This is a genomic window from Hymenobacter cheonanensis, from assembly GCF_030581075.1.
GTDB lineage: Bacteria > Bacteroidota > Bacteroidia > Cytophagales > Hymenobacteraceae > Hymenobacter.
Window position 1 is genome coordinate 97105 of the sequence record NZ_JAUQSW010000005.1, and the last position, 24291, is coordinate 121395.

Below are 24291 nucleotides of genomic sequence, written 5' to 3' on the forward strand. Positions count from 1 at the left end.
GTCGGCCACCCCACGGGTGGCCGACGCTTTTTTAGTTTTGGCTGGGCTGGCAGCGAAGCGCTAGGCGCTCATCTTTACGCGCACGGCGGTCGGGCCTTTCATGCCCGGCTCTACCTCAAACGTTACTTTGTTGCCTTCAAGCAGCGTGAGGCCCCCGAGGGCGTTGGCGTGCACGAAAATGCTTTCCTGGCTCACGGCATCCTTAATGAAGCCGTAGCCCTTCGACGAGTTGAAGAACGTAACCGTGCCGGTGCGCTGGGTATCTTCCGGCTCGCGGTCTTCCTGCTTGGGCACCCCAATCTGGATGTCCTCCAGGTTGATTTCCTTTTTCTTTTTAGTAGGGTCGGGCGGCGTGGTGGTGATGTTGCCGTTCTCATCGACGTAGGCCAGCATCTCTTCCAGGCTGGAATCCTTCTTGTTGGCTTGGCGCTCTTCGCGGCGCTCAGCTTTCTCCTGCTGCTTTTTCAGCCGCTTTTTTTCGTTTTCTTTCTTGCTGAAACTCTCTTGCGCTCTGGCCATAGGGGGTTGATAGGGTATTCGGCTGCTGCCGGCGTGAAACCAGCACCGGGCGGCAACGGACTATTGTAGAACCACCTTGCACCGGAATAAGTCCCGAATTTACTCCTTATTTTCTGAAAAACTGCTGACCTCCCGGCTAGCCCCGGCCGGCAGGCCCGCGAGCAGCACCTCGCCCACGCGCACGCGCACCAGCCGCAGGGTCGGAAAACCCACAGCGGCCGTCATTTTGCGCACCTGCCGGAACTTGCCTTCCGTCACGACGATGGCCACCCAGCTCGTGGGCCCGTGGCGGTCGTCGCGAATGCGCCGGCCCCGCGGCGGCAGGTCGGGCACTTCTGCCAGCAGGCGCGCCTGGCAGGGCAGGGTGCGGTAGGGTGTGCCCTGAATGCTGATGTCGACGCCCGTTTGCAGGCTAGTCAGCGCCTCGGGCGTGAGCAAGCCATCAACCTGGGCGTAGTATTCCTTCTCCACGTGGCGGCTGCGCACCTGCTCGCTCACGCGGCCATCGGTGGTAAGCAGCAGCAGGCCCTCGCTGTCCTCATCGAGCCGCCCGATGGCCATGGTGCCGGCCGGAAAATCACCAAGCTCGCCCAGAAAGTGCTTCTTTTTCACCTCCTTGGCAAACTCGCTGGTAAACTGGCTGAGGTAGCCCCAGGGCTTGTGCAGCACAAAGTGGCGGTGGGCGGGCGGGTCGGTAGCTAGGGGCATGGCCGGCAAAAATACGGCCCCGGGCCGCCGGCTACAGCAGCGCGTCGAGGTTGGCCAGCACGGCGGTGGCCAGGCCATAGGCCAGTACCTGGTGCGCGCGCCGGTTGAGGTGGCTGGCATCGACGAAAAGCTGCTGGCTAGGGCGCAGCAGGCGGTGCGAATCGAGCCAGTGGCAATTGGCGCGGGCCACTAGCCGGCGGCGCAGCAGCCAGCCGCCCACCCGCCGCACGGCGTTTTGGGTGGGGTGCAGGCTCGGGAAGGGAGACAGAAAAATGAAGCTGGTGCCTGGATGCCGCCGAATGCAGGCATTGAGGGCCCAAAAGCTGCGCCGGTGCGCCGGCGAGAGCAGCCACAGCAGCGTTGTAAGCAGGCTGAGGCCGCCCACCCGCAGCCAGTGCCGCACCTGGGCCGCCGGCAAAGGCCAGGCGCTGGCCGCGGCCGCCGGGGGCGCCGTAGGTTTGGGCGGCTTCGTCGTGTGGCCGGCCCCGGCTGGCTCTGGCGGCTGCGGCCAAAGCACCGCGCGCAGCTGCCGCAGCAAGGGCCGGAAGCTGTCGGCAAACTCATGGTTGCCAAGCTGCAACACCACGTGCGTAGGCTGTAGCTGGTCGATAAGCCGCAGGTGCTCGGGCAGGCGCGTAAATTTCAGGTGCGCCACCTGCCCCACGAGCTGGCCCCCTAGCAGCTCGTTCAGCTGCGCTGGAAAGGCCTGGCTGTGCCCAATGGGGTAGCCGGCCACGTGGCAGCCGCCCAACACAACTAGCGCTACAGGTTTCATGGGTGCCAGGCGGGTAAGTAGGGTACTTAGAAGCCGCCCGGCGCCCGGCGTTTAAGCGCGTGCCAGAAAAAAATGTTAAAAGGTAATATTTGCTTGGTTGTGAAGTATTGATGAGCCATGCAACGGGCTAGCCGGCGCATGGCCGCCGCGCCAGAGCCAACCTCTTAGCTTACCTGCCGTTAGGATAAGTCATTTAATTTTCTGAAGCCTTACCTTTTCCATGTCTGATAAACCCACCATTTTCCCGCCCCAGCACCAGGACGCGGGCGCCGGCAAGCCCGGCCTCGAATACAAGATGACCCCCGAGCCCGAATACATTCGCGAAGGCTACAAGGGGGCCGATAAGCTCAAGGGCAAAGCGGCCCTCATCACGGGCGGCGACTCGGGCATCGGGCGGGCCGTGGCCGTGCACTTTGCCCGCGAAGGCGCCGACGTGGCCATCGTGTACTTCCCTACCGAGCAGCAGGATGCCGAAAAAGTGCAGCAGCTGGTGCAGGCCGAAGGCCGCCGCTGCCTGCTGCTGCCCGGCGACCTGAAAGTGTCCGCCTTCTGCGACGAAGTGGTGGCCCGCACCGTGGCCGAGTACGGCCAGCTCGATGTTGTGGTGAACAACGCCGCCGAGCAAAACTGGCACGACACCATCGAGGAGATTACCGACGATGAGCTTGATAGCATCTTCAACCTCAACATCATCGCGCAGTTCCGCATTGTGCGCTCGGCCCTGAAGCACCTCAAAGAGGGCGCGGCCATCATCAATACCACCTCGGTAAACGCTTATAAGGGCAACGAGGCGCTGCTCGACTACACCTCGACCAAGGGCGCTATTGAGGCCTTCACCAGGGCCTTGTCGCTGCAGCTTATCAAGAAAGGCATTCGGGTAAACTCGGTAGCGCCGGGCCCCATCTGGACGCCGTTTGTGACGGGCGTGGGCTTGCTCAAGCTGCCGCTTTTTGGCCACGATGTGCCCATGGGCCGCGCCGGCCAGCCCTCCGAGGTGGCGCCCGCCTACGTGTTCCTGGCTTCGGAAGACGCCTCGTACTTCTCGGGCCAGACGCTGCACCCCAACGGGGGCTCGGTAGTGAACGCCTAGCTAGGCGCTTGCAGTAAAATAGTAGATGCCAGCTCTTTACATAGGGGCTGGCAACTACGTTTTCAACCCGGCCGTATTACGGCAAAACCAGGCGACAAGCCGCACCTTACTTGCTCTTAAACTCATGAAATCCAACCTCCTTCTGCTGGCTACGGCCGCTACGGTTGCCCTAGCCTCCTGCTCGCAGGAAAAGAAGACCGAAACCACCGAAACGACGACCGTGCCCGGCGGCACGGCTGAAACTACTACTACCACCACTACGGACACCACCAGCTACCGCAGCAGCGCCGACCAGCTGGCCAACCAGGTAGCCACCGACGTGCGCGCTACCGATGCCGCTACCAAGGCCCGCCTCCAGCAGATTTACTACAGCCGTGGCCGCGCCCTGCGCGACCTCGACGCCCGCACCGATACCGTGGGCCGCTACGCCGCCGTGCGCAACCTCAACGACATGACCACCCGCGAGGTGAAAACCGTGGTGACGGACCCCGCCGCCTACAGCACCTACACCGCCAACCAGGGCAACTACTACGCCGGCCCCTACACGGCCGCTACCACCACCACCACGACCACCACTACTACCGCCGCCCGCCCCGGCGTGCGCGCCAGCGTAAGCCAGGGCACGGCCGTGAAAAAGCTTGAGAACAAAGACGATAGCCACAAGGTGAAATACGAAAATGGCGGTAAAATCAAGCGCCACGACGATGGCTCGGTGAAAATCAAGCGCGCCGACGGCACCAAGATTAAAATTGACGAGAACGGTCACCGCACCGTGAAAAAAGGCTTGTTTTAAGCCACTCGCTTCTTCCGTAGAAAGGCCCGCTTCCAGCTCGGAGGCGGGCCTTTTTGTGCTCAATGCCCTTGAAAATCCCGGCCGGAGAAAGCGGCGGCTTAAACAGTCCGTCAGGCCGCGCCTAATGTGCAATACATTGCTGTATCTTTCAACTCCTCAACCGGATAGGCCGGATGTATTGCCAGCCGTCGCGGCCTTTTCCACCCCATGTCTGCACTTGCCCCTAGCCCCGCCGCGCCCTCGGTAGCCCCCGACAGCCCCAACCGCTTCGCCGCCGAGTTTGCGGCCCTGCGGGCCAATGCACCCGCGCTGCGGGCCGAGGGCGCGGCGGCGCGGCGGCAGCGGCTGGCCCGGCTGGCCGATTGGCTGCTGGCCAACCGCCTGGCCATTCAGCAGGCTTTGTATCAAGATTTTAAAAAGCCGCCCGAGGAAACCGACCTCACCGAAATCTGGCCCTCGCTCACCGAGCTGCGACACACGGGCCGCCAGCTCAAAAAGTGGCTGGCCCCGCGGGCCGTGGGCACCCCGCTGGCCCTGGTGGGTGCCCGGGGCTGGGTGCAGCCCGAGCCCAAGGGCGTGGTGCTCATTATCGCGCCCTGGAACTACCCGTTTTACCTGGCCCTCGACCCGCTGGCCTCGGCCATTGCGGCCGGCAACGCCGTGGTGGTGAAGCCCGCCGAGCAAACGCCCGCTACCTCGGCCCTGCTGCGCCGCTTGGCCGAGGAGCTGTTTCGGCCCGATGAGGTGCTGGTGCTGGAAGGCGGCAAGGAGGTGGCCGGCGAGCTGCTGCGCCTGCCCTGGAACCACATTTTCTTCACCGGCTCGCCGCAGATTGGCAAAATTGTGATGCGCGCCGCCGCCGAGCACCTTAGCGGCATTACGCTGGAGCTAGGGGGCAAAAGCCCGGTGATAGTGGACGAAACGGCCAACCTGCGCGACGCGGCCGAGAAAATAGTGTGGGGCAAGTTCTTGAATGCCGGCCAAACCTGCGTGGCGCCCGACTACCTGCTGGTGCACGCCAGCGTGCACGAGGCGCTGCTAGCCGAGCTGCAACGAGCCATTCACAACTACTACGGGCCCGATAATGAGGCTATTAAAGCGTCAGGTTCCTTCGCCCGCATTGTTAATACCCACCACTTTGCCCGCCTGGCCGCGCTGCTCGAAGATGCCCAGGCGCGCGGCGCCACCGTGGCCCAGGGCGGCAGCCTCGACGAGCACCAGCTGTACTTCGAGCCCACCATCCTGACCCAGGTGCCGGCCGGCGCGGCCGTGCTCGAAGAAGAAATATTTGGCCCGCTGCTGCCGGTGCTCACCTTCGAGCGCCTGCCCGAGGCGGCGGCCTACGTGAATGCCCGCCTGCCGCCGCTGGCGCAGTACGTGTTCACGGCTAGCCCCGCCAACCGCCGCTACCTGCTCGATACGGTGGCCGCCGGCGGCGCGGCGGTGAACGAGACGATTATTCAGCTCGCGCACCCCGACTTGCCCTTTGGCGGGGTGGGCAACAGCGGCCTGGGCAAGGCCCACGGCCACGCGGGCTTTCTGGCGTTCAGCAACGAGAAGGCGGTGTTGCAGCAGCGGGTGGGCCTCACCGGCATCAAGCAGTTTTACCCGCCCTACACCGGGCGGGTGCGCCGCCTGCTAGGCCTGCTGCTGAAGTACTTGTAGCCGCTGGCCGGGCAATAGCCGGGGCGCTGCCAGGCCGGGCAGAAGTGGTTGGCCAGCAACCGTTTTGTTACTGGCCCCCGCGGGCTCGCAGCGTCCGTAGTTGCGGGTACGCAGCCGCTAGGGTCAGGCTGGTGGCCTGGCCGTGTACATTTGGAGAAAATTATTCCGCATGGACCAAGCTGCTTCACCCCCGCGCCACTACACGCTGAAAGAATACTTCGCGCTGCAAGAAAAGAGCGCCGTGCGGCACGAATACCTGGAGGGCGAAGTGTTTGCAGTTGAGGGTAATAGCATTGCGCACAACATTATTAAGGGCAACCTGGTGGCCGCCCTGCGGCCCGAGGCCCGGCGCCGCGCCTGCCGCGTGCTCGACGAGAGCGTGCTGCTGGTGGTGCGCGCCAACGCCTTTTATACCTACCCCGACGTGCTGGTGACCGGCGACCCCGCCGACCTGCGCGATGCCTACCTGGTGCGCCACCCGGTGCTGGTGGCGGAAATTCTGTCGTCGGCCACGGCCGAGTACGACCGCACCGAGAAGTTTGCCAACTACCAGCAGCTGCCTAGCTTGCGCCACTACGTGCTGGTGTCGCAAACGGCCTGGGTGGTCGAATGGTTTCGGCGCGATGAGGCCGGGCAGTGGGTCTACACTCTGCTCACCACCGCCGAGAGCGTACTCAGAATCCCCGACCTGGGCCTGGTGCTGGCCCTGCGCGACCTCTACGACGACACCGACGTGGCGCCCCGCCGCGTGCTGCCGAGCCTGGAGTAGGCAGCGGGGCAGGCTATCAACCCTTGGCTCGTTCTCAAAAGCAGCCCTGGTTAGCGCCTCTGCTGCATCTCAGCCTGAATCTGGGCCCGCTTCACCTGCATTTCGCGGTAGGAGGTGGGGCCAAGTATCTGGCGCAACTGCTTATCGGACGAGGCATTGATGCGGGCCAGGGCCGCGTTGAGCTGCGGCGACTGCGCCGGGTACTGCTGGCGCGCGGCGTTTACCTGCTCCACGGTCGAGTTTAGTACCTGGCGGGCGCGGGTGGTCTGGTCGGGGCGCAGGTGCAGCACGGTCGTCATGGCATCGGCCAGGTCGCGGGCGGCGGTGGGCGGCGTGGGCGAGTCGGTGGTGCGCACGGGCTCAACTACTACGGGCGCGGCCTCGGGGCGGTGCCGGTGAAAGACGGAGCAGCTGGAAGCCGCCAGGCTAAGCGTGAGGGCGGCAAGAAAGAAGCGGGCAGGTGTCATGGCGAAAGAAGGGCGAAAAAGCGCGTTTGCCTACGGTACGCAAAAGCCGCCCACCCGGGTAAAGCCGGCCGGCTAAAACACCCTAGCGGTAGCCCCGGGGCGGGCGCCGCGGATAGCGCAGCGGCAAAACCGACTGGCCTGACTGCCGCAGCCGCTCATACTGCGCCGGGCTTAGCAGCCGGCACTGGGCGGCGTGGGCACTGTCGACGATGCGCGCGGCGGCGCGGTTGGCTTCGCCGGCCGGCAGCCCGCGCAGGGCCTGAAACTTGGTATGCACACTGTCGTCGAGGCGCCGCAATTGGCTTACCTGCTCCACCGTGACGCCCGGCCCTAGCACCCGGTACACATTCTGCGTGCAATTACCAAAAACCAACAGCGCGGCTAGCCCCAGCAGGGCTAGCCGCGCGGCGGATATTTTAGGTAAGCGTTTCATCAGCGGCAAGTTAGCGCCGCTGGCGCTGGTGCGCCGGTTAGGCGGGCTAGGCCACCAGCAGGCGGGTCATCACCTTTTTTTCCTGCAGGTCGAGCGCAATCTGGGCTAGCGCCTCGCGCAGGCACTCCTCTACCGCATCAACGAGTACTTGCAGCTGCTCGGTGGCAAACTCGCCGGCCCAGGTATCGAGCTTTTCTACCGACGACAGCGGCTGCCAGGCGTTGAGGTGCTGCAGGCTCGGCTTCAGCATATGGGCCGTGTCTTTCAGCAGGTTCAGGTCGGCGGTGAGCAGGCCCCGGCGCAGGTCTTGCAGCGCCTCCTCGCAGCTCTCGGTAAAGGTTTGCAGCATAAATACCACAAACTCGGGGTCGCCCTGGCCCGCCTTCAACAGGTCGTCGATGCTGTACAGATTGGGGCTGCTTACGAGGCGCGCGGGCTCGGCAGCGGGCTCGGCCGGGCCGGCGGCTTCCTGGGCCGCAACCTCGCCGGTGGGCAGCACCCAATCGTGCAGCAGCTGCAGCAGCTGTAGCTCCTGAAACGGCTTGGCCAGGTAGCCGTTCATGCCGGCGGCCAGGCATTTCTCGCGCTCCCCATTAATGGCGTTGGCCGTGAGAGCGATAATGGGCGTGGTGATGGCGAGCTGCTGGCGCAGCAGCGCCGTGGCCGCGTAGCCGTCCATCACGGGCATTTGCACATCCATCAAAATCAGGTCGAAGCGCTGGCGCTGCACGGCCTCTACGGCCTGCGCCCCGTGCTCGGCTTCGATAACATCGACCTCGGCTTGCGTAAGGAACGACTTGGCAATCTGACGGTTAAACATGTTGTCCTCTACCAGCAGCACGCGCTTGCCGCGCAGGTGCTCGCGCTGCTGGGGCGTGAGCGGCGGCATTTTGCGCCGCTTCACCGATTGCGCCGAGCCGATGGGCAGGTGCAGCGTGAAGCAGGTGGTGGTGCCCTTGTTTTTCTGGCTGCTCACATCCACCTCGCTGCCCATGAGGCGCACCAGGTCGCGGCAAATGCTGAGGCCTAGCCCCGTGCCCCCAAACCGGCGCGTCACCGACGTATCGGCCTGGCTGAACTCGGTGAACATGGTGGCCATGTACTCGGGCTCAATGCCGATGCCCGTGTCGGTAACCCGAAACTCGACGGCCACCGTGTCGGCGGGGGCGTCGGGCTTGCTGGGTTTCAGCGCACACTCTACCGTTACCATGCCTTTGTGGGTGAATTTCAAGGCATTATCGGCCAGGTTAAGCAGCACCTGCCGAATGCGGTAGGGGTCGCCGAGCAGCACCGGCGGCACCTGTGGGCTCAGTATCGTGACGAGGCCCAGCCCCTTTTCGGCGGCCTTAAAGCGCAGCGTTTGCTCGACCTGGGCCAGCAGGTGCGCCGGCGAGAAGCCGATAATCTCCAGCATCAGCTTGCCGGCTTCGAGCTTCGAGAGGTCCAGCACGTCGTTGATGATGACGAGCAGGTTCTCGGCCGAGGTAGTGATGGCCTGCTGGTAGCTGAGCTGGTCGTGGGCGAGCGGCGTTTTGGCCAGCAGCTGGCTCATGCCCAGAATGGCGTTCATGGGCGTGCGAATTTCGTGGCTCATGTTGGCCAGAAAAGCCTCCTTGAGCCGCGACGACTCCTCGGCCGCCAGCTTGGCCTGGGTCAGCGTTTGCTCGGCCTCCACGCGCTCCGTAATGTCGAGCCCGTAGCCCACAATGAGGTGCAGCGACCCATCGGGGTGAAACACCGGGTGCAGGCAGCGCAGCTGGTGGCGGGTGCCATCGGGGCGCTCAAAGCTTTCTTCGTAGGTGATAACCCGGCGCGCGCGCACAGCCTGTTCCAGCTGGCCGTGGCGCGTTTCGGCCATGGCGCGGGGCCGGTTGGTGCGCTCAAAGTACGCGAAGTTGTCCTTGCCAATTACCCATTGCCGCACTTCCGGGTCTTTGATACCGCACTCATTCACAAACACGTACCGGAATTGCGCGTCGAATACGCCAATGTCGGTCGGCAATTGGTTAAGCACAAACTCGTAGAACGCCTGCTGCTCGGTGAGCTTCTGCTCGGCCAGCCGCTGGGCGGTGGTGTCTACGCCGGTGCCCACCATCAGGCGCAGGGTGCCATCGGGGCCATACAGGGGCTGAAACAGCCGCTGCCAGTGCTGCGGGCCCTGGTCGCTCGGGATGGTTTCTTCCCACTGCACGGCCGCCTGGCCGTGGCGGGCTTCCTCGAAGCGGGCGCGGCGCGCGGCGGCCACCTCGGCGGGCAGCCGGCGGTAGGCGCAGTAGTCGTCGTCGGTTTTGCCGATGGCCCACTCGCGCACGGCCAGCGTTTTGATGGCGCGGGTATTGATAAAGCGGAAGCGGTGCTCGGCGTCGAACACGACCACATCCACGGCCAGCGAATTGAGGATGGCCTCGTAAAACTCGTGCTGCTCGGCCAGGCGCTGCTCGGTGGCGTGCAGGGCCTCGCTGCTGGTAAGGTAGAGCGTGGCGCAGGTGTCGCCGGGGCCGGGCACGGCCTGCACCGAGTACCAGCGGTCGGCCAGCGTCACGTCTTGCTGCTGGGTGGTGCCCAGGCGCAGGGCCGCCCGCACCAGCGGCAGCAAGTGGCCGTTCGACCGCCCGGCGTGGGTGAGCACGCGGCCCAGCGCCAGGGCGGCGGGGTTGGCATAGCGCACCTGGCCGGTGGCCGTGAGGCGCAGCACCGGGTGCGGGTTTTGGTCGCTCAGCGGCTGCCCTTCCTGCTGGCCCGGCTCGGTGGCCGGGGTAGCAAATGGGGCAGGGGCGGCAATGGCCGGCCCGCTGGCCTCGGCCGGCGCGGTGCCCAGCAGCGCCAGCAGGCGGCCGCTTTGCACTTCCAGCTGGGTTTGCGCCAGGGCTAGGGCCTGGCGAAGCTCAGCAATCTGGGCTTCGGCCTGCACTCGCCAGCTCTTATCATCTTCGGAGGTAATACTAGATGCAGAAGAGGTAGTAGTAGAATCAAATGCAATTGACATATAAAGAGCAGGCACAGATAGACTAGTAGCAAATATACGAGAAAGATGTGCGCTAAGGTCTTTACCAGCTGGCTTTTAATTTTTTCATCAATAGTATTATGGGTTAAGCAAATTATGATTTTTCTAATTTTGGCAGATTGACTTTTTACCTATGTGCCTTAGGCTCTAGCGAGTAGGTAATCAAGAGGTATCTAGCAGGTTTTGCAAAAAGAAAAATGACGCGCGCCGCACCAGCACCGTGGCCGTGGGCTAGGCTGCTCAGTTAGTGGTAGTTGCCTTCAGGCCCTGCGCCGTATAATGAGCCAGCGCCATGATGGTAAGCATGGGGTTGGCGCCGCTGCACGCCGGAAATGCCGAGCCATCGGCCACGTAGAGGCCGCGTACCTCCACGGTTTCGCCGCTGGGCTTGGTGGGGTGGGTGCGGGCCTGGCCGCCGAGGCGGCAGGTGCTCATCTGGTGGGCGCTGTAGAGGCCGTAGCGGTTGGGCTGCCAGGGCAGGCTGGCGAGCCGGGCCAGCAGCTCGGGGTTTTGGAGCACGCCGCCGTGGGCGTGCAGCGTGGGCAGCGTGCCGTGGGGCAGGTACACGGTGTAGGCCCCGGCCGCCACGTGAATTTCGGCGGCGGCGCGCACGCCGGCTAGCATACTGGCGCGGTCGAAGGCCGACAGGCGGTAGTCGATGAGCGGGGCGCCGTGGCGGTCGGTGCGCACCCGGCCGCCGTCGCGGTCGCGTGTCAGCACGATAAACGAGCCCAGGTGGTCGGCGGCCTGCAATAATTGCCGGTGCTGCTCGCCCGAGCGCCAGGGCAGCACCATGGCCAGCAGGCCGGGGTGGGTGGGCGGCGTTTCGAGCTTCACACCAAAGTTGCTGCCGCCCAGGCGCGTAAAGGTGTCATTCACCACGCTCATGCTAGGGCCGTGCCACGAGTGCATGGGGTGCGGGTAGTGCGCGGCCACCGCCACAGTGGGGTGCAGGTGCAGGTGCCGCCCCAGGTGCGGGTGCCGCAGCCCCGAGCGCAGCAGCAAAGCCGGCGTTTGGATGGCGCCGCCCGCCACCACCACGCGCTCGGCCCGCACGCTGATGCGCACCCGCTGGCCGGTGGCGGTGGTGTGCACGGCCTCGGCGCCGGTGGCGCGGCCCGCTACTGTGGTTACGCGCTCGGCCCGGGTATTGGGCAGCAGCCGGGCGCCGTGGGCGGCGGCGGTGCGCAGGTAGGTGTTGAGGGTGCCCTGCTTGTGGCCGTGGGCATCGCCCAGCGTAGAGTAGCCCAGGCCCCGAAAATGCTGGTCCGAGTCGGTCACACCCTTTTCGTTGCGCGGAATGAGGCTAGTGGCCTGCCCCAGCCGGGCCGAGCCGTCGCGCAGGGCCTGGTTCTGGCCGTTGTGGCGCGGGTAGTCGGTATTCACGCTCAGCGCGGCGGCCACCGCATCGAGGCTTTTTTGAAAATCGGGGCCCGTGAAGTGCGGCGCGTCGTGCTCGCCAGCCCATTCTGCCAGCACATAATCGGGGGTGCGGAAGGCGCCGGCCCAGTTTACGGTAGTGCCGCCGCCCAGGCAGGCGCCGGCCAGGATGCCCACGCTGCCATCGCGGGTGCTGAGGGCGCCGCGCGCGTCGTAGAGGCGCCCCAGCATATCCACCTCGCGCTGCGTAAAGTCGGGGCCGTGCAGGTAGGGGCCAGCCTCCAGCACCAGCACGTCGTGGCCGGCCTGGGCCAGCTCGCCGGCCACCACGCCGCCGCCCGCCCCCGAGCCAATTACCAGCACCTGGCAGTGGTAGGTGGTATCGGTGGTGGGGGCTAGCGGCCGCAGAGGGTGCCCGGTGGCGCCGGGCGGGGTGCCATCGGGGGCAGGCTGGGGGCCGGGGTAGCCCAGGGCAATCCAGGCTGGGTTGGGCGAGCCATCGGCCGGGCTGTCGCCGTAGTACAGAAAGGTGCACAGCTTGCGCAGCACCTGAAAGCCCTGGCGCAGCGACGCCAGCCGCGAGCCGGCCCAGCTTTGCAGCAGGTGCTCGCGCTGGGCGGGGGCCAGGGCCCGAAACGGCCGCAGCGGCCCCCACCACGTGAGGCCGGCCAGCGGCTTGTTCAGGATATCAAGCAGCTGCCCAAACTCGGCCTGTGCCCCCAGCGGCTGCGCCTGAATGGCGGCGGCCAGCTTGGCCAGGTCAACCAGAGCCGAGCCGGGCGGCGGGCTGCCCGCCGGCCCGGCTGGGATAAACGTGTCGGCCAGGGCGCGCAGGGTGGCGGCACGGGCAGGAGTGAGCACAAACATGAATGAGCAGGCTAGGGGCTTAGGCGCAGAGGTTGAGGCGGAAAAGATAAGCCGCGATTCGCAAAGTAGTAGGCGTGCCGAGTAGTTTGCCTATAGGGTAAGCTCCGGCTTGCTGAGCGCTAGGGGAGCGATGGCCATGCGCCCAGCAAGCCAAAGCTTACCCTGCATTTTACCTTTGCCCGATGGCCAAGCTTTTGCGCACCCCCGAAACCCAGCACCGCGTTCACTTCCAGGACTGCGATATGCTGGGGCATCTCAATAATGCCCGCTACCTCGACTATTTCCTCAACGCCCGCGAAGACCAGGTGGCCGAGCACTACACCCTGAACATGGGTGAGCTGGCCCGCGAGCAGCAGGCGGCCTGGGTTATTACCAAGCACCACCTCAGCTACCTCAAGCCCGCGCGGCAGGGCGTGCTGGTGCGCATCAGCAGCCAGATTATCCACTTCGACAACTCTAACCTGGTGGTAGAGATGCAGATGCGTAGCGACGATGGCCAGCGCCTGCTAGCCCTGCTGTGGTCGGAAATGGCCTTCGTGAAGCTGCCCGCCGGCACCCGCACCGACCACGCCGACGCCCTCATGGACCTGCTCGAGGAGCTGGATGTGCCGGGCATCGACTACGACCCCGATGGCTTCGACGACCGGGTGAAGGCCGTGCGCCAGGAGCTGAAAAAGGTGCGCCGTGCCGCCGGCCAGCCCGACTAGGCCCGGCCCCGGCCACAACCCCGCGCCAAGGCAGGGCGTAAAGTGGAAACCCCCGGCGGCGAACTCCCGCCGCCTTTCCTTTTCCACCAGTACTATGTCCCTTTTCAGCAGCGATAAGCTTAAAGGCAAGCGCATTGCCATTCTGGCCACCGATGGCTTCGAGCAGGTAGAACTTACCGAGCCCCAGAAATTTCTTAAAAACGAAGGCGCCACGGTCGACGTTATTTCCCTTAAGTCAGGCTCCATTAAAGGCTGGGACATGACGGACTGGGGCGATAAAGTAGACGTGGATAAAACCCTCGACGACGCCAAAGTAGCCGACTACGACGCCCTGGTGCTACCCGGCGGCCAGATAAACCCCGACAAGCTGCGCGTAGAGCCCAAGGCCGTGGATTTTGTGCGCGACTTTGCCCACTCGGGCAAGCTGGTGGCCGCCATTTGCCACGGCTCCTGGACGCTGATTGAGGCCGACGTGGTGCGCGGCCGGCACATGACAAGCTGGCCCAGCGTGAAAACCGACCTGCGCAACGCCGGCGCCGAGTGGCAGGATGCGGAAGTGGTGGTTGATGGCAACTTCATCACCAGCCGCAAGCCCGAGGACCTCGACGCCTTCAATAAGAAAATTGAGGAGAAGCTGCTCGGCACGGCCAGCTAGGGCTGCTTAACCCGCACAAGCAAGCGAAAACGCCTGTCATTGCGCACGCAATGACAGGCGTTTTTATATGAAAATGAGTGGCTTAGCGCCCTAAAATCCACCACATAGCCACATCAAATATCAGCAAGAAGGCGCCTTGCAGCTGCACCGAGCGGCCGTAGCCGTAGAGGCGCTCGGGGCGCCTGGCGCTGGGGTAAGTGGCCCGGTTGAGCAGCCACAGCGCCACCATGAGGTAGCCAATGTCGAGGATGGCGTTGAAGAGAAAAATCTGGCCGGTAAGGTGCATATCGGCCAGCGCCCCGGAGGGGCCGAAGCCCACCGGCGGCCGGCCGGGGTGCGTGCGCAAAATGCCCACCGCCGCCAGCACGGCATTGACGAACGCCCAGGCGCAGTTCATGAGGTGAAAGTGGTGGGCCGACTCGCGGCGGTCGGTGCGCGGCAGGTGGTAGCCACTCACCGCCAGGTTGAGCAGGGCCCAAACGCCGAGTACGCTCAGGCCCCGGCCCAGTAGCAGCTCGTGGTGCTGGTAGGCCGCCAGCCAGGCCGGCGCGGCCACAAGAGTAGAAAGCAGCATAGCCACAAAGTACGCCCCCGGCCCGGCTAGTGCGCAATGCCGATGCCCAGGTACACCTGCAGCACCGAGTTGCGAATGTTAGGGTCCGTTACGAGCGTGCTCAGCGGCTGGCCGTTGTAGGTGAGAGCCGCGCCATCCTTATACAGGTTGGCAAAGCTGAGGTCGTAGCGCACGCCCAGGCGGGCGGGGCCCAGCCGGGCCTCGGCCCCCAGCACGCCCCCAAAATCGAAGCGGTGGTAGCCGCTCTGGCTCACGTCGAGGTCCTGGCCACCGCTGCGGGCGCCGGTAAGCACCGACACCTGCGGGCCCAGGTGAAAACTCAGCGTTTCGGTGATGTTGCCCACAAATAGCACCGGCACCGCCACGTAGTCGAGGCGGTTATCCTGCTGGCCGCCGCTAGCCGCCGTGGTGCTCTGGAAGCCCTTGCGCGAGTACAGCGCCTCCACCTGCACCGAGGCAAAATGCGTGAAGCCGTACTGCCCGTACACGCCGGCGTGGAAAGTCTTCAGCTGGTCGCGGCTGGTAAAAATGCTGGTGCCGCTGCCCTGCAAGTCGCTGTAGCTCAGGCCACCCTTAATACCGAAGCCGGTGTTGCGCGAGGTAGTGCCTTGGCCTTCGGAATAATCGCTGGCCGAGGGCAGGCCCCGTACCTGGGCGTGGGCCGCGCCAGTGGCCGCGAGCGCGGCGAGAAGCAACAATGCGTGTTTCATGCTTTCCCAACGCCCAGCTAGCCCGAAAGTTGCGGGCAATAGCGCGGCAACTGCCCCGCCGGCGTACTTTTGCGCCCGGCGGGCCTGGCGCGCCGCCCGGTTTTGGGGAGTTAGCTCAGCTGGTTAGAGCGCTACCTTGACATGGTAGAGGTCATCGGTTCGATTCCGATACTGCCCACCAATACCCTCTCTACCTCGTGTGGAGAGGGTATTTACTATTAATGCCCCCGGTTTTGCCCCCGGTTTCTTTCGACTGCCTTCTTTTGTTGGTGTGATTTAAGTGCCTATTTCTCGGCACGAGTGCACTAAGGAGTAAGGGTAAAACCATGCTTGGTAGCTTATCATGCTAACCCCTTCTCTTAACAACCTGCCCATTTTTCGCATTGAGCACAGAGACAACTTGCCCTATATTTTAGAGCACGGGATGCACACAAGCGGTCATGCGCAACTCAACCCAAATCACATTTTCATTGGGAATGCAAAGATTACAGCTGATAGGCACAGCAAGGCGGTGCGGCCTGTAGATGTGAGCCCTGAACAAGCTCACCAGTACGGTAATCTTGGAGATTACGTGCCTTTCTACTTTGGGCCACGTTCGCCAATGCTAGGCTCTATTATGCTTGGTACCGAGGGGGTGTTGCAACGGCCTCAAAAAGAGATAGTTTATCTGTGTTGCCGATTCAGGACGGTACTAGAAACTGGTTGGCAGTATGCCTTTACGGACGGGCAAGCCAAGATGACAATCACAGCATTCTATCATAATCCGGACTCTCTAAATAAGCTTCATTGGGACACTATCTACGCCCGTCAGTGGTTTAATACAACAGAAGAATTTGACCGGCGAAGGCGCAAACAAGCTGAATTATTGGTGCATTCACATGTCCCACCTAGCTGGATTGAAGCAATCGTTGTGTATGATGACGATGTGCGTACATTCGCTCAAGCTGTCGTTGACCGCTTGAACCACCCAGCCGTTATTCGAGTAAACCCTCCCACCCCGAAGCTTAATAACTGCGGTTTTTACTATCCATGATTACCTACCACACCGGCGATTTGCTGCAAGCTCCTGCCCAAGCTCTCGTTAACACCGTCAACACTGTTGGCGTGATGGGGAAGGGCATTGCCTTGCAGTTCAAGGAGCAGTTTAAAGAAAACCTGCGTGCTTACTTGAAGGCATGTAAAGAAGGTACGATTGAGCCTGGTAAGTTGTTGGTTGTGCGCGACCACACACTTGAGGGCGGGGAAAAAGTGATTATTAACTTCCCTACAAAGACGAACTGGAAACAGAAGTCCAAGTACTCGTACATAGAAGACGGGCTACGAGATTTAGCCCGCATCATTCCCGAGTATGGGATTACAAGCATAGCTATTCCTCCCCTAGGTTGCGGCAATGGTGGCCTGGAATGGGACATAGTTAAGCCTTTGATGGAACAGTATTTAGGTGGCCTGGCCGATGTGAATGTCCAGATTTTCGAACCTAATGATGCTGTGAAGTCTGTTTTACAGCAACAGAGCGTCACCAAAACAGTGTCCCTGACCCCAGCAAGGGCCATATTTCTCTACAGCATGTTCGCCTATGAAGCGCTAGGGGAGCCAGCCAGTCTGTTTGTAGCGAATAAATTAGCCTATTTCCTCCAACGCATGGGAGAAGATATGCGTCTCAAGTTTACGGCTGCTAGATATGGGCCGTATGCTGATGGCGTACGCCATGTACTATACCGACTCAATGGGACTTACCTGATGGGACTGGAGCAGCAGAGCATTAAGCCCTTTGAACCCGTACAGCTTAATTATGACAGGTTGGAGGAAGTCGTGAGCTTCATCTCTAAAGAGCTAAGCTTCGAACAGCAGCAGAGGCTAAGAGACATGCTAAAACTGATTACTGGCTTTGAGTCAGCGCTGTCTCTTGAGGTGCTAGGCACAGTTGCCTTTATCCTAGAAAAGCAGCCTACCTATAATCAGGAGCAAGTTCTCGAAGCAGTGGGCAAGTGGTCTGAACGCAAAAAAGCAATCATGCCCAAAAAGTACATTGATATTGCTTATAGCCACTTGCATACATACAAAAGTGATATGGCTTTTGCTTAGTAGAGGATTTAAAGTTAAGCCCCGCCAGCACACGCCAGCGGGGCTTTTTTGTTACCCTCGCTTCTTGGGCTTCGCCTGAGCCAGCGCCGTAGCAGCTAGCCGCCGGGCGATGGCTGAAGAGTTGGGGTTGCTGAGGACTCGGCTGGCGAGGCTAGCCATTTTGGCGGAGGTGGTTTTGTTGCTGACCATGGTGAGACAGGGTTTTAGTGGAACCATGCCGCAAGGGTAGCAGGCGACCCCGCGGGGCCGGAAATTGGTGTGCCTCGTTTGGCCATAGTTGGAAAGCCAGCCGCTCCCGTAGCTTGCCGTAGTGAAAGCTTGGTTACTCCTCTTCCTACTTCTGGCTAGCCCCGCTGCAGCGCAGCGCCCCACAGCCGAAGCAGCAAAGCCAGCTGTGTCCTTCTGGCCCATCAACTACCCCACAGGCACAGTGGTATTCACGGCGCCCACCTCGCACCCGCTGGCGCCGGCCCTCTCTCAGGCTGAGCACCTACGCGCTTGGCTTACTATCACCTGCTCGATGTGGACGGAGCTGCAAACGCAGGCCGACTCAACCCAGCTGTACCAAGGCCAGCTGCGTGGCGTGCACGCGGGCGTAGCACTGCGGTTTGCCGTGCAGGTGCGTCGGGAGCGGGCTGGCTGGAAATACCTGCTTCTCGCTTTTCATGTGCGCTCGCCCACAGGTAACCCTGACCTCGTGCACTGGTTGCCTCTAGAGCGCTTGCTTGACGACCGAGACTTTGGCCCTGACATCAGGAGTTTTCAACAGCAGCTACAGCGTGCCTTGCCAAATTTGGGTAGGTAGAAAATCGAGTATCGGCTTTACCAGTTCTTGGTCAGCAGGCCGTTGCCCTTCAGAAACAGGCTACCTCGTGGACAGCATGGTCAGAGAACATCTGTAGCATCCCCCACGCTATGTAGAATGCGCACGTGTAGTAAAGGCCGGCCCCGACTAACACAACCCAGAGGAGCCAGTAAAGGGGCGTGTTGACTTTAGACCGGAAGACGAGTGGCAGTAGCGTGACGGGGAGGGCCAGCCCAAAATAAAGAGAGTAGTCGGTAGCCATTGCCGGAAATAGCGCCATCTGCATGCCCAGTAAGGTAAGTGGCAGTAGTATGAGCAGCCAACGAAGCAGCAGTTTCAGGGTGCGCATGGGCCAGTAGGGTTGGGTTGCTACTTCATTACACCAGCGGCTAATTGGTAACCCATACTTAAGGCCTGTATAGCGCGAGCATCAGACTAGCGTAGTCGACGGCACTGGTACCGGGTGCTGAACTCGCCAACTACGCCACACAGCAAGTAGGAGCAGCACGAGGGCCAGAGCGAAGCGACGGGGCCAGCGAGTGAGGTAGCGGTGGCGACGGTGGGTGAGCATGGGGCAAAGAAAAGCCCCAGCCCAAATGTGGACTGGGGCTTTTCTGACCTAACATCAGTGGGTTACGGATAATGGCTTATCTAATAATTGCTTGCCATCTTTAAACAGGCGCACATGGTAGATGCCAGTAGGCAGGGATAGAGTATTGATGGAGGAACTCACACTTCCAGTCGGGAATACAACCTCTCTTACAACAGCGCCGATATTATTGTAAATAATAGCTTTCCCTCCTTCTCCTAAATTAACGGTTATTTGGCTTGTTGCTGGATTAGGGTAGAAGGCAGGCTCTGCTTGCGCTGACTCAACGGGACTGCTACCTTCCAAGGTGGATACTTTTCCAAAGTCTTGCGTGCTTGGTGGGGGAGGGCTGCTTATGTAATAACTGCTGATAGCCTTAGTGCGCGTCTGTTGCTGCCCACACGCGTCTGTGTAAGTCAATATTATATTTCCACTATAATAATTATTATCTACCTGAACTTTGACATAAGCAGTACCCTGCCCTTCGGTAATATACCACCCATTCGGGAAAGACCAACTGTAGTTGAACAGGTCAGTAGCGGCGGCGTACTGAGCGAACGTTCCACCTGGCATGGTATCAAGACCATCAATGGCTATTCCTCCAGCTGTGCGATTTATGATAAATGTCTCGGTCGAACTAGTTGATGGACATCCACTATTATTAGCCGTCACTGTTACCTGACCAGAGGTTGCGGTTGAATTAGCAGTAGAAAATATAACTCCTGCGTGACCACCTGACACATAAGTACTGCTTATTACCCAGCCCATAGTATTTTGCCAAGTATACGAATCTGCTCCAGGCACAACAGGAATGTAGATACTTGGGTGTGCTAAATCGCAATTCGTTTCATAAGATGATATGGTCGTAGTACCTGTGATATCAGGTGAGCCAACCGCAATCTCGTAAGTACGGTCTCCATGATTGTTATTCCAACCGAAACCATCATTCGAGGTGGTAACATGAAGGTGGCCTAGAGTGCCGCGTACATTAGTCCATCTGATTGTAACAGATAATTGACCATTAAAATTTGTATATCCATAAGTGGAAATCTCCTGCAAACTGACATTAGAATATTTATTGCCCCTATAGTCAGTCCAAGCTACTATTGTACCGGCATCAGCATTGATTTTAATATTAAAGCCGTTTGCTGCGTCACCAGCAATGGAATAAGTAGACGTTGTCCCAGGGCAAGGCTGGGTATCCCCTCCAATGTAAACGTCAAATAGGACATCTGAAGCCCATGCGATGTTACCTGTCAAGAGAAAAAAAACGAAGAGTGGTAGAAAGAATTTCATTCGGCTATCTTGGGAAAGTGAGGAAAAATTTTCTGTAATAATACTACGGATATGCTAGTTATAATAAGGATTGTAAAGTTTTACATTTCAGTTTTCTAGTGCTCAGTCAGGGAAGCTAGTTGCCTTAATTTCTGGTAGTGGCGGTAATCTGCTAGTAGCTTACGGCCAGATTCTTCTGCCACGTAGGACGTGCCTAAAGTAGCCTACCGCAGTACACAGGCACCAGCAGTAGAGAAATCCAATAATGACAACTACTAGGTTGGCCACTCAAAACTCAACTGAATAGGTGGTTATATGCCGGCCCTGCTGAAAGTCATCTAGCTAGGCGCCGCCCAAGAAAAACAGGCTGCCAACTACATAGTAGCCGAATACGACTAGCACAACTCCAACAAAAAGTAGTCAAGGCAGGAAAAAGGACGCACTTTATTCGAGTAGAAACTTAATGCCATGTGCGTAATCCTCCGGCGGCCCACTGCTCACGAAGCTCCCGAGCACCACCGCCTGCCCCTGGCCATCATCCACGCCGACCTCGACAAAGAAGCCGCGTCCCTCATCGGCGCAGTGGTAGAGGTTGACGCCGCCGTCCTCGTCCCAGCGCTGGGCCAGGAAGGTGCCGTGCTTGAGCACCCAGTAGAGCTGCACCACGGGCGAGAGCAGGCGGAAGGCCATGGCTATTTAGGCTGCAGGGAGTAGAACTGCCGACGCCCGTAGTGAAAACTCACTACGACGTCCTGGCTGAGAAAGGAGAAGCCCAGCACCCCCTGGTAAGGCAGCGCCCGGCCACTGCTGGGGCGGGCCAGCGTGGCGAGCACTACCGGCAAATCATGCCAGTCATTTCCGCCCACGGTCAAGAAGGGTAGGAGGGCACGCTGCGCTGCCTGCCGGCCGGCCGCGCCAATCATCACTTCGGACCCCAGTACGCGCGGCCGCGCGGGGGCAGGCAGGCGCTGGCTAAAGGCGGCGTCGAGGTTGTTGGCCATGGCACCCGTGTCGAGTAGCAACCAGACCGGTACCTGGCCAATGGTGCCGGCTACTACAGGCAGACCTTTTTCCAGCGTGAAGGCCACGGAGTCGCGCCGCGTAAACGGGCGCGGCCCTGGTCGGCTCAGGGGGTAGCACGTCAGCTGCCGGTGGGCATAGTCCAGCACTACTTCGTACTCGCGCAGCACCCCGTAGCCTACCAGCCCCAGCAGATGCGGTACCGCCCGGCGGATGGGCGCCAGAGAAGTAGCGATTGCCGTCAGGTTGGCGTAGCGGGCGCTTCCAAGCTGAAAGCTGCGCACGCGCACCTGCTGCTGGGCAACTACGCCCGTGGCGCTCAGCCCGCGGGTTGGGGCAGGCTGCAAGTGAGTGCTGAACGCGGCCTGGTCTAACAGCAGGCCGTATTGGCAGCCCGTATCGAGCACGAAGTCCCCCTTTTGGTCATTGAGCGGCAGGTTGCGCAGCACAACCAGCCCCCCCACCAAATCAAAGGGCAGGCGGATAACGGCGGGCTGGGCGCGGCTTGGTGCCGCCAGTACCAGGAAGCTCAGCAGCGATAGTAGAAGCGTGGGGGCAGGCATGGCGGCAAAGAAAAGCGCTGCTCGCTCGGTGAGGGCCTGGCTACTGGCGGTAAGGCTGCCTGCGCCTGTTGGGGGCTGCCCTACTTCCGCCCGACCTTTGGGCGCTAACTACCCTTTCCATGAAGTATACCTGGTTCCGCAGTGGCGCACTGGCTTTTGTCGCCCTGCTCGCCGTTTCCTGCGCTAAAACAGACGACGCCACCCCCTCGCCGGCAGCTGGCCGTGACGATAACCTGGCCCTGGGCAACCCTAGCGGCGCCGTGGCTAGCTCTGCCTCACCCACGAACTACCTCCTCGTAAAGGCCCAGTACACGCTATCCTATAATCGGGACCAGGGCAAGCCGAATTGGGTGAGCTGGCACCTGAGCAGCGCCTGGCTAGGCAGCGCGCCGCGGCAGGATGACTTTCGGGTGGATGCGGACCTGCCCAGTGGGTGGTACCAGGTGAAGGCCACTGACTACAGCGGCTCTGGCTTTGACCGTGGGCACAACTGCCCCAGCGCCGACCGCACGAGTACGGTAGCCGACAACTCGGCCACGTTCCTGATGAGTAACATGATGCCGCAGGCGCCGCAGAATAACCAGCAGACCTGGGCCAATCTCGAAAACTACGCCCGCTCGCTAGTCGACGCTGGCAACGAACTCTACATCATCTGTGGCTCCTACGGCAAGGGCGGCACGGGTAGCGCGGGCTACGAAACGACTATCGCCGGCGGCAAGGTGACGGTACCGGCGCGCTGCTGGAAAGTGCTGGTGGTGCTGCCGGTGGGTAACAACGACGTAAGCCGTATCACGGCCAGTACCCGGGTTATCGCTGTCAATACGCCCAATGATAATGCGCTCAGTTCAAATTGGGGCAGCTATCGTACCAGCGTCGATGCGATAGAATCTGCTACGGGTTACGACCTGCTTTCTACTCTGCCAATGAGTTTGCAAGCTACCCTCGAATCGCAAACGGATACCGGCCCAACTAACTGAGCCGGGTGGGCCTACCTAAGGGAACGTACCTATAGATACGCTACAAATGAAAAAGCCCCAATGCTTCTGTATTGGGGCTTTTCAAATGCAAGACCTTCCAAGCCTTGCGCTAGTTGTCCGAATGACATAGGACCAAACAAAGGTAGAGTAGGAGTAAGAAAAGGGCAGCCTACTGAAAAAAATATTAGGTGCCACCCAGGACAGCCGTCACATAAGCCCAGACGGTGCAGTTCTTCCTCGTCCCCAATGTGCAATTGCTTCTTAAATAGCTTCAAGCAGCTGAAAGCAAGTTAATTATCACCCACCTTCTAAGATTTGTAAGGCTCTCAATTCATAACATATTGTTAATACACCACTAGCATTGCTTTCATCATTTAGGTTTATTCAGCATAAATAGCAATTAATCAATTATTTAGCCCTCAAGCGGAAGTTGGTAAGCGCTGAGCGTTCTTTGTGTATTGCCTATAATCCGGCAATAATGTCCGTCAGTAATTTCCACGTTTTTCGCTTTCATGAAGAATACTTTACGCCACTACTGTGCGCTTTTACTCTTGCCCCTGCTCGTCATTCAGGCTAGGGGAGTCGCCGCGCAAACAGTAGCGCCAACCCAAGAGGCTTTCGAGTCGGGCACCAAGCCTGACTACGCTACCAGCACCGTTACGCTCAGTACCGGTGACTGGACGTTTACCGACGCGCTGCTCGGTACCGACGCCAACGACCACAAGGCCGGCGTTCAGGCCGCTCGCGTCGAAAACAATGGCAAGCTGACGATGAACTTCTACCTGCCGGGTGGGGCACAGGTCGTCACCGTTAGGCACGCCGCCTACGGCACCGATGCCAGCAGCGGCTGGGAATTGTGGGCGCAGGCGCAGAGCTGCGGCTGCAATAACTGGTCGAAGGTGGGGGCTACCGTTTTCAGCACCACCACCACGCTGCAAACGGCGGCCTTTACCGTAGCCATCCCTGGCAACGTCAAGTTCGAGATTCGCAAGGTCAGCGGCGGCAGCGCCCGCCTCAACCTCGACGACTTTTCCGTAACGGCCTACGGCCAGGTGCCCGCCTATCCCGACAACGACAACCTAGCGATGGGCAACCCCAGCGGGGCCACGCCCGATACAAACTTCCCCAACAACTACCTGTTGACCAAGTCGCAGTACGTGGTAGGCTACAATGCCAGCCAGGGCAAGCCTAACTGGGTCAGTTGGCACCTTGACAAGAGTAACCGCGGTGCGGTTGGGCGCGCAGGTGATTTTGCCAGCGACCCATCGCTACCTACTGGTTTCTATCAGGTACAGCCTACCAGCTACTCGGGCACGGGCTTCGACCGGGGCCACAATTGCCCTAGTGCTGACCGTACCAACACCATTCCTGACAACACGGCGACCTTTCTCATGTCCAACATGATGCCGCAGGCGCCGCGCAACAACCAGCAGACTTGGGCGGGGCTGGAAAACTACACCCGCACTTTTGTAGATACCGGTAATTACGAGGTCTACATTGTTTGCGGTAGCTACGGCAAGGGAGGTACCGGCGTGCTTACCAATGGTACCCTCGTGTATGCCGAAACGATTGACCAAGGGCGCGTGCAGGTACCTAGTCGCACTTGGAAAGTCATTGTACTCTTGCCAGTCGGCAGCAATGACGTAGCCCGTGTGGACGCTAGCACACGCATCATTGCGGTTGACTTGCCTAACGATAACGGCCTCGATACCAACTGGGGTGTCTACCGCACCAGCGTCGATGCCATCGAGGCGGCCACCGGCTACGACCTGCTGTCGGCCTTGCCTACGAGCGTGCAGGCCGTGGTGGAGGCCAAGGTTGATAACGGGCCCACCCAGTAAGCGGCCTCGCCACATTCCCT

At 60.7% G+C, this 24291-nt stretch carries 23 protein-coding genes and 1 tRNA gene; 12 read left to right on the forward strand and 12 right to left on the reverse strand.

Annotation, left to right across the window (positions count from 1 at the left end):
• Window positions 1-60 precede the first annotated feature (60 nt).
• From Q5H89_RS11355 to Q5H89_RS11365, 3 genes are all read right to left on the reverse strand, one after another.
• Window positions 61-519 (reverse strand): cold-shock protein, encoded by a 459-nt coding sequence (locus tag Q5H89_RS11355; RefSeq protein ID WP_305019436.1) that lies wholly within the window; start codon window positions 517-519, stop codon window positions 61-63.
• A 99-nt stretch (window positions 520-618) separates the two neighbouring features.
• The gene (locus tag Q5H89_RS11360; RefSeq protein WP_305019437.1) at window positions 619-1227 is read right to left on the reverse strand and encodes a pseudouridine synthase; all 609 of its coding nucleotides are present in this window, start codon (window positions 1225-1227) and stop codon (window positions 619-621) included.
• A gap of 31 nt (window positions 1228-1258) precedes the next feature.
• On the reverse strand, window positions 1259-2002 hold the full coding sequence (locus Q5H89_RS11365; RefSeq protein WP_305019438.1) for a hypothetical protein: 744 nt from the start codon (window positions 2000-2002) through the stop codon (window positions 1259-1261).
• Between the two features lie 220 nt (window positions 2003-2222).
• Here Q5H89_RS11365 and Q5H89_RS11370 point away from each other — a divergent pair, with 220 nt between their 5' ends.
• From Q5H89_RS11370 to Q5H89_RS11385, 4 genes are all read left to right on the forward strand, one after another.
• A complete protein-coding gene (locus tag Q5H89_RS11370; RefSeq protein ID WP_305019439.1) occupies window positions 2223-3092 on the forward strand; it encodes an SDR family oxidoreductase in 870 nt (289 codons plus the stop codon).
• Window positions 3093-3216: 124 nt separating this feature from the next.
• Window positions 3217-3885: a hypothetical protein gene (locus Q5H89_RS11375; protein WP_305019440.1), complete on the forward strand. Its 669-nt coding sequence runs from the start codon at window positions 3217-3219 to the stop codon at window positions 3883-3885.
• Between the two features lie 207 nt (window positions 3886-4092).
• Window positions 4093-5550 (forward strand): aldehyde dehydrogenase family protein, encoded by a 1458-nt coding sequence (locus Q5H89_RS11380; RefSeq protein ID WP_305019441.1) that lies wholly within the window; start codon window positions 4093-4095, stop codon window positions 5548-5550.
• Between the two features lie 169 nt (window positions 5551-5719).
• Complete coding sequence (locus Q5H89_RS11385; protein WP_305019442.1) at window positions 5720-6319, forward strand: Uma2 family endonuclease; 600 nt, start codon at window positions 5720-5722, stop codon at window positions 6317-6319.
• Between the two features lie 50 nt (window positions 6320-6369).
• Here Q5H89_RS11385 and Q5H89_RS11390 read toward each other — a convergent pair whose 3' ends face one another.
• The 4 genes from Q5H89_RS11390 to Q5H89_RS11405 form a co-directional block, all read right to left on the reverse strand.
• Window positions 6370-6786 (reverse strand): hypothetical protein, encoded by a 417-nt coding sequence (locus tag Q5H89_RS11390; protein WP_305019443.1) that lies wholly within the window; start codon window positions 6784-6786, stop codon window positions 6370-6372.
• 82 nt (window positions 6787-6868) lie between these two features.
• Window positions 6869-7219, reverse strand: a complete 351-nt coding sequence (locus tag Q5H89_RS11395; RefSeq protein WP_305019444.1) for a hypothetical protein — start codon at window positions 7217-7219, stop codon at window positions 6869-6871.
• Between the two features lie 46 nt (window positions 7220-7265).
• Window positions 7266-10205, reverse strand: coding sequence for a hybrid sensor histidine kinase/response regulator (locus Q5H89_RS11400; protein WP_305019445.1), 2940 nt, complete (start codon window positions 10203-10205; stop codon window positions 7266-7268).
• Window positions 10206-10463: 258 nt separating this feature from the next.
• On the reverse strand, window positions 10464-12470 hold the full coding sequence (locus tag Q5H89_RS11405; protein WP_305019446.1) for a GMC family oxidoreductase: 2007 nt from the start codon (window positions 12468-12470) through the stop codon (window positions 10464-10466).
• Window positions 12471-12652: 182 nt separating this feature from the next.
• On the opposite strand from Q5H89_RS11405, the gene Q5H89_RS11410 reads away from it, so the two are divergent.
• Window positions 12653-13177 carry an acyl-CoA thioesterase gene (locus Q5H89_RS11410; protein ID WP_305019447.1) on the forward strand — a complete coding sequence of 175 codons (525 nt, stop codon included), beginning with the start codon at window positions 12653-12655 and terminating at the stop codon, window positions 13175-13177.
• A gap of 94 nt (window positions 13178-13271) precedes the next feature.
• Entirely contained in the window at window positions 13272-13832 is a 561-nt protein-coding gene (locus tag Q5H89_RS11415) for a type 1 glutamine amidotransferase domain-containing protein (RefSeq protein ID WP_305019448.1), read from the forward strand.
• 82 nt (window positions 13833-13914) lie between these two features.
• Here Q5H89_RS11415 and Q5H89_RS11420 read toward each other — a convergent pair whose 3' ends face one another.
• Window positions 13915-14406, reverse strand: coding sequence for a DUF6992 family protein (locus Q5H89_RS11420; protein ID WP_305019449.1), 492 nt, complete (start codon window positions 14404-14406; stop codon window positions 13915-13917).
• A gap of 26 nt (window positions 14407-14432) precedes the next feature.
• Entirely contained in the window at window positions 14433-15116 is a 684-nt protein-coding gene (locus tag Q5H89_RS11425; protein WP_305019450.1) for a porin family protein, read from the reverse strand.
• Window positions 15117-15220: 104 nt separating this feature from the next.
• On the opposite strand from Q5H89_RS11425, the gene Q5H89_RS11430 reads away from it, so the two are divergent.
• The 4 genes from Q5H89_RS11430 (at window position 15221) to Q5H89_RS11445 (ending at window position 18006) form a co-directional block, all read left to right on the forward strand.
• Window positions 15221-15297 (forward strand) — tRNA-Val (locus Q5H89_RS11430).
• A 162-nt stretch (window positions 15298-15459) separates the two neighbouring features.
• The gene (gene darT, locus Q5H89_RS11435; protein ID WP_305019451.1) at window positions 15460-16149 is read left to right on the forward strand and encodes a type II toxin-antitoxin system toxin DNA ADP-ribosyl transferase DarT; all 690 of its coding nucleotides are present in this window, start codon (window positions 15460-15462) and stop codon (window positions 16147-16149) included.
• Window positions 16146-17201, forward strand: coding sequence for a type II toxin-antitoxin system antitoxin DNA ADP-ribosyl glycohydrolase DarG (gene darG, locus Q5H89_RS11440; RefSeq protein ID WP_305019452.1), 1056 nt, complete (start codon window positions 16146-16148; stop codon window positions 17199-17201). Before darT ends, darG begins: the two co-directional genes overlap by 4 nt.
• A 394-nt stretch (window positions 17202-17595) precedes the next feature.
• On the forward strand, window positions 17596-18006 hold the full coding sequence (locus tag Q5H89_RS11445; protein ID WP_305019453.1) for a hypothetical protein: 411 nt from the start codon (window positions 17596-17598) through the stop codon (window positions 18004-18006).
• A gap of 625 nt (window positions 18007-18631) precedes the next feature.
• On the opposite strand, the gene Q5H89_RS11450 is transcribed toward Q5H89_RS11445, so the two are convergent.
• The 3 genes from Q5H89_RS11450 to Q5H89_RS11460 form a co-directional block, all read right to left on the reverse strand.
• Window positions 18632-19855 carry a T9SS type A sorting domain-containing protein gene (locus Q5H89_RS11450; protein WP_305019454.1) on the reverse strand — a complete coding sequence of 408 codons (1224 nt, stop codon included), beginning with the start codon at window positions 19853-19855 and terminating at the stop codon, window positions 18632-18634.
• 459 nt (window positions 19856-20314) lie between these two features.
• A complete protein-coding gene (locus Q5H89_RS11455; protein ID WP_305019455.1) occupies window positions 20315-20560 on the reverse strand; it encodes a hypothetical protein in 246 nt (81 codons plus the stop codon).
• A gap of 2 nt (window positions 20561-20562) precedes the next feature.
• A complete protein-coding gene (locus Q5H89_RS11460; protein ID WP_305019456.1) occupies window positions 20563-21453 on the reverse strand; it encodes a retropepsin-like aspartic protease in 891 nt (296 codons plus the stop codon).
• Between the two features lie 119 nt (window positions 21454-21572).
• On the opposite strand from Q5H89_RS11460, the gene Q5H89_RS11465 reads away from it, so the two are divergent.
• A complete protein-coding gene (locus Q5H89_RS11465) occupies window positions 21573-22430 on the forward strand; it encodes a DNA/RNA non-specific endonuclease (RefSeq protein ID WP_305019457.1) in 858 nt (285 codons plus the stop codon).
• A 512-nt stretch (window positions 22431-22942) separates the two neighbouring features.
• Window positions 22943-24271 (forward strand): DNA/RNA non-specific endonuclease, encoded by a 1329-nt coding sequence (locus tag Q5H89_RS11470; protein ID WP_305019458.1) that lies wholly within the window; start codon window positions 22943-22945, stop codon window positions 24269-24271.
• Window positions 24272-24291: the final 20 nt, after the last annotated feature.

Coding starts and splice junctions, on each gene's coding strand:
- Q5H89_RS11365 (WP_305019438.1), bottom strand. CDS start 2,002: ATGAAACCTGTAGCGCTAGTTGTGTTGGGCGGCTGCCACGTGGCCGGC.
- Q5H89_RS11355 (WP_305019436.1), bottom strand. CDS start 519: ATGGCCAGAGCGCAAGAGAGTTTCAGCAAGAAAGAAAACGAAAAAAAG.
- Q5H89_RS11395 (WP_305019444.1), bottom strand. CDS start 7,219: ATGAAACGCTTACCTAAAATATCCGCCGCGCGGCTAGCCCTGCTGGGG.
- Q5H89_RS11410 (WP_305019447.1), top strand. CDS start 12,653: ATGGCCAAGCTTTTGCGCACCCCCGAAACCCAGCACCGCGTTCACTTC.
- Q5H89_RS11425 (WP_305019450.1), bottom strand. CDS start 15,116: ATGAAACACGCATTGTTGCTTCTCGCCGCGCTCGCGGCCACTGGCGCG.
- Q5H89_RS11375 (WP_305019440.1), top strand. CDS start 3,217: ATGAAATCCAACCTCCTTCTGCTGGCTACGGCCGCTACGGTTGCCCTA.
- Q5H89_RS11460 (WP_305019456.1), bottom strand. CDS start 21,453: ATGCCTGCCCCCACGCTTCTACTATCGCTGCTGAGCTTCCTGGTACTG.
- darT (WP_305019451.1), top strand. CDS start 15,460: ATGCTAACCCCTTCTCTTAACAACCTGCCCATTTTTCGCATTGAGCAC.
- Q5H89_RS11405 (WP_305019446.1), bottom strand. CDS start 12,470: ATGTTTGTGCTCACTCCTGCCCGTGCCGCCACCCTGCGCGCCCTGGCC.
- Q5H89_RS11455 (WP_305019455.1), bottom strand. CDS start 20,560: ATGGCCTTCCGCCTGCTCTCGCCCGTGGTGCAGCTCTACTGGGTGCTC.
- Q5H89_RS11465 (WP_305019457.1), top strand. CDS start 21,573: ATGAAGTATACCTGGTTCCGCAGTGGCGCACTGGCTTTTGTCGCCCTG.
- Q5H89_RS11415 (WP_305019448.1), top strand. CDS start 13,272: ATGTCCCTTTTCAGCAGCGATAAGCTTAAAGGCAAGCGCATTGCCATT.
- Q5H89_RS11390 (WP_305019443.1), bottom strand. CDS start 6,786: ATGACACCTGCCCGCTTCTTTCTTGCCGCCCTCACGCTTAGCCTGGCG.
- Q5H89_RS11400 (WP_305019445.1), bottom strand. CDS start 10,205: ATGTCAATTGCATTTGATTCTACTACTACCTCTTCTGCATCTAGTATT.
- Q5H89_RS11370 (WP_305019439.1), top strand. CDS start 2,223: ATGTCTGATAAACCCACCATTTTCCCGCCCCAGCACCAGGACGCGGGC.
- Q5H89_RS11385 (WP_305019442.1), top strand. CDS start 5,720: ATGGACCAAGCTGCTTCACCCCCGCGCCACTACACGCTGAAAGAATAC.
- Q5H89_RS11380 (WP_305019441.1), top strand. CDS start 4,093: ATGTCTGCACTTGCCCCTAGCCCCGCCGCGCCCTCGGTAGCCCCCGAC.
- Q5H89_RS11360 (WP_305019437.1), bottom strand. CDS start 1,227: ATGCCCCTAGCTACCGACCCGCCCGCCCACCGCCACTTTGTGCTGCAC.
- Q5H89_RS11470 (WP_305019458.1), top strand. CDS start 22,943: ATGAAGAATACTTTACGCCACTACTGTGCGCTTTTACTCTTGCCCCTG.
- Q5H89_RS11420 (WP_305019449.1), bottom strand. CDS start 14,406: ATGCTGCTTTCTACTCTTGTGGCCGCGCCGGCCTGGCTGGCGGCCTAC.
- darG (WP_305019452.1), top strand. CDS start 16,146: ATGATTACCTACCACACCGGCGATTTGCTGCAAGCTCCTGCCCAAGCT.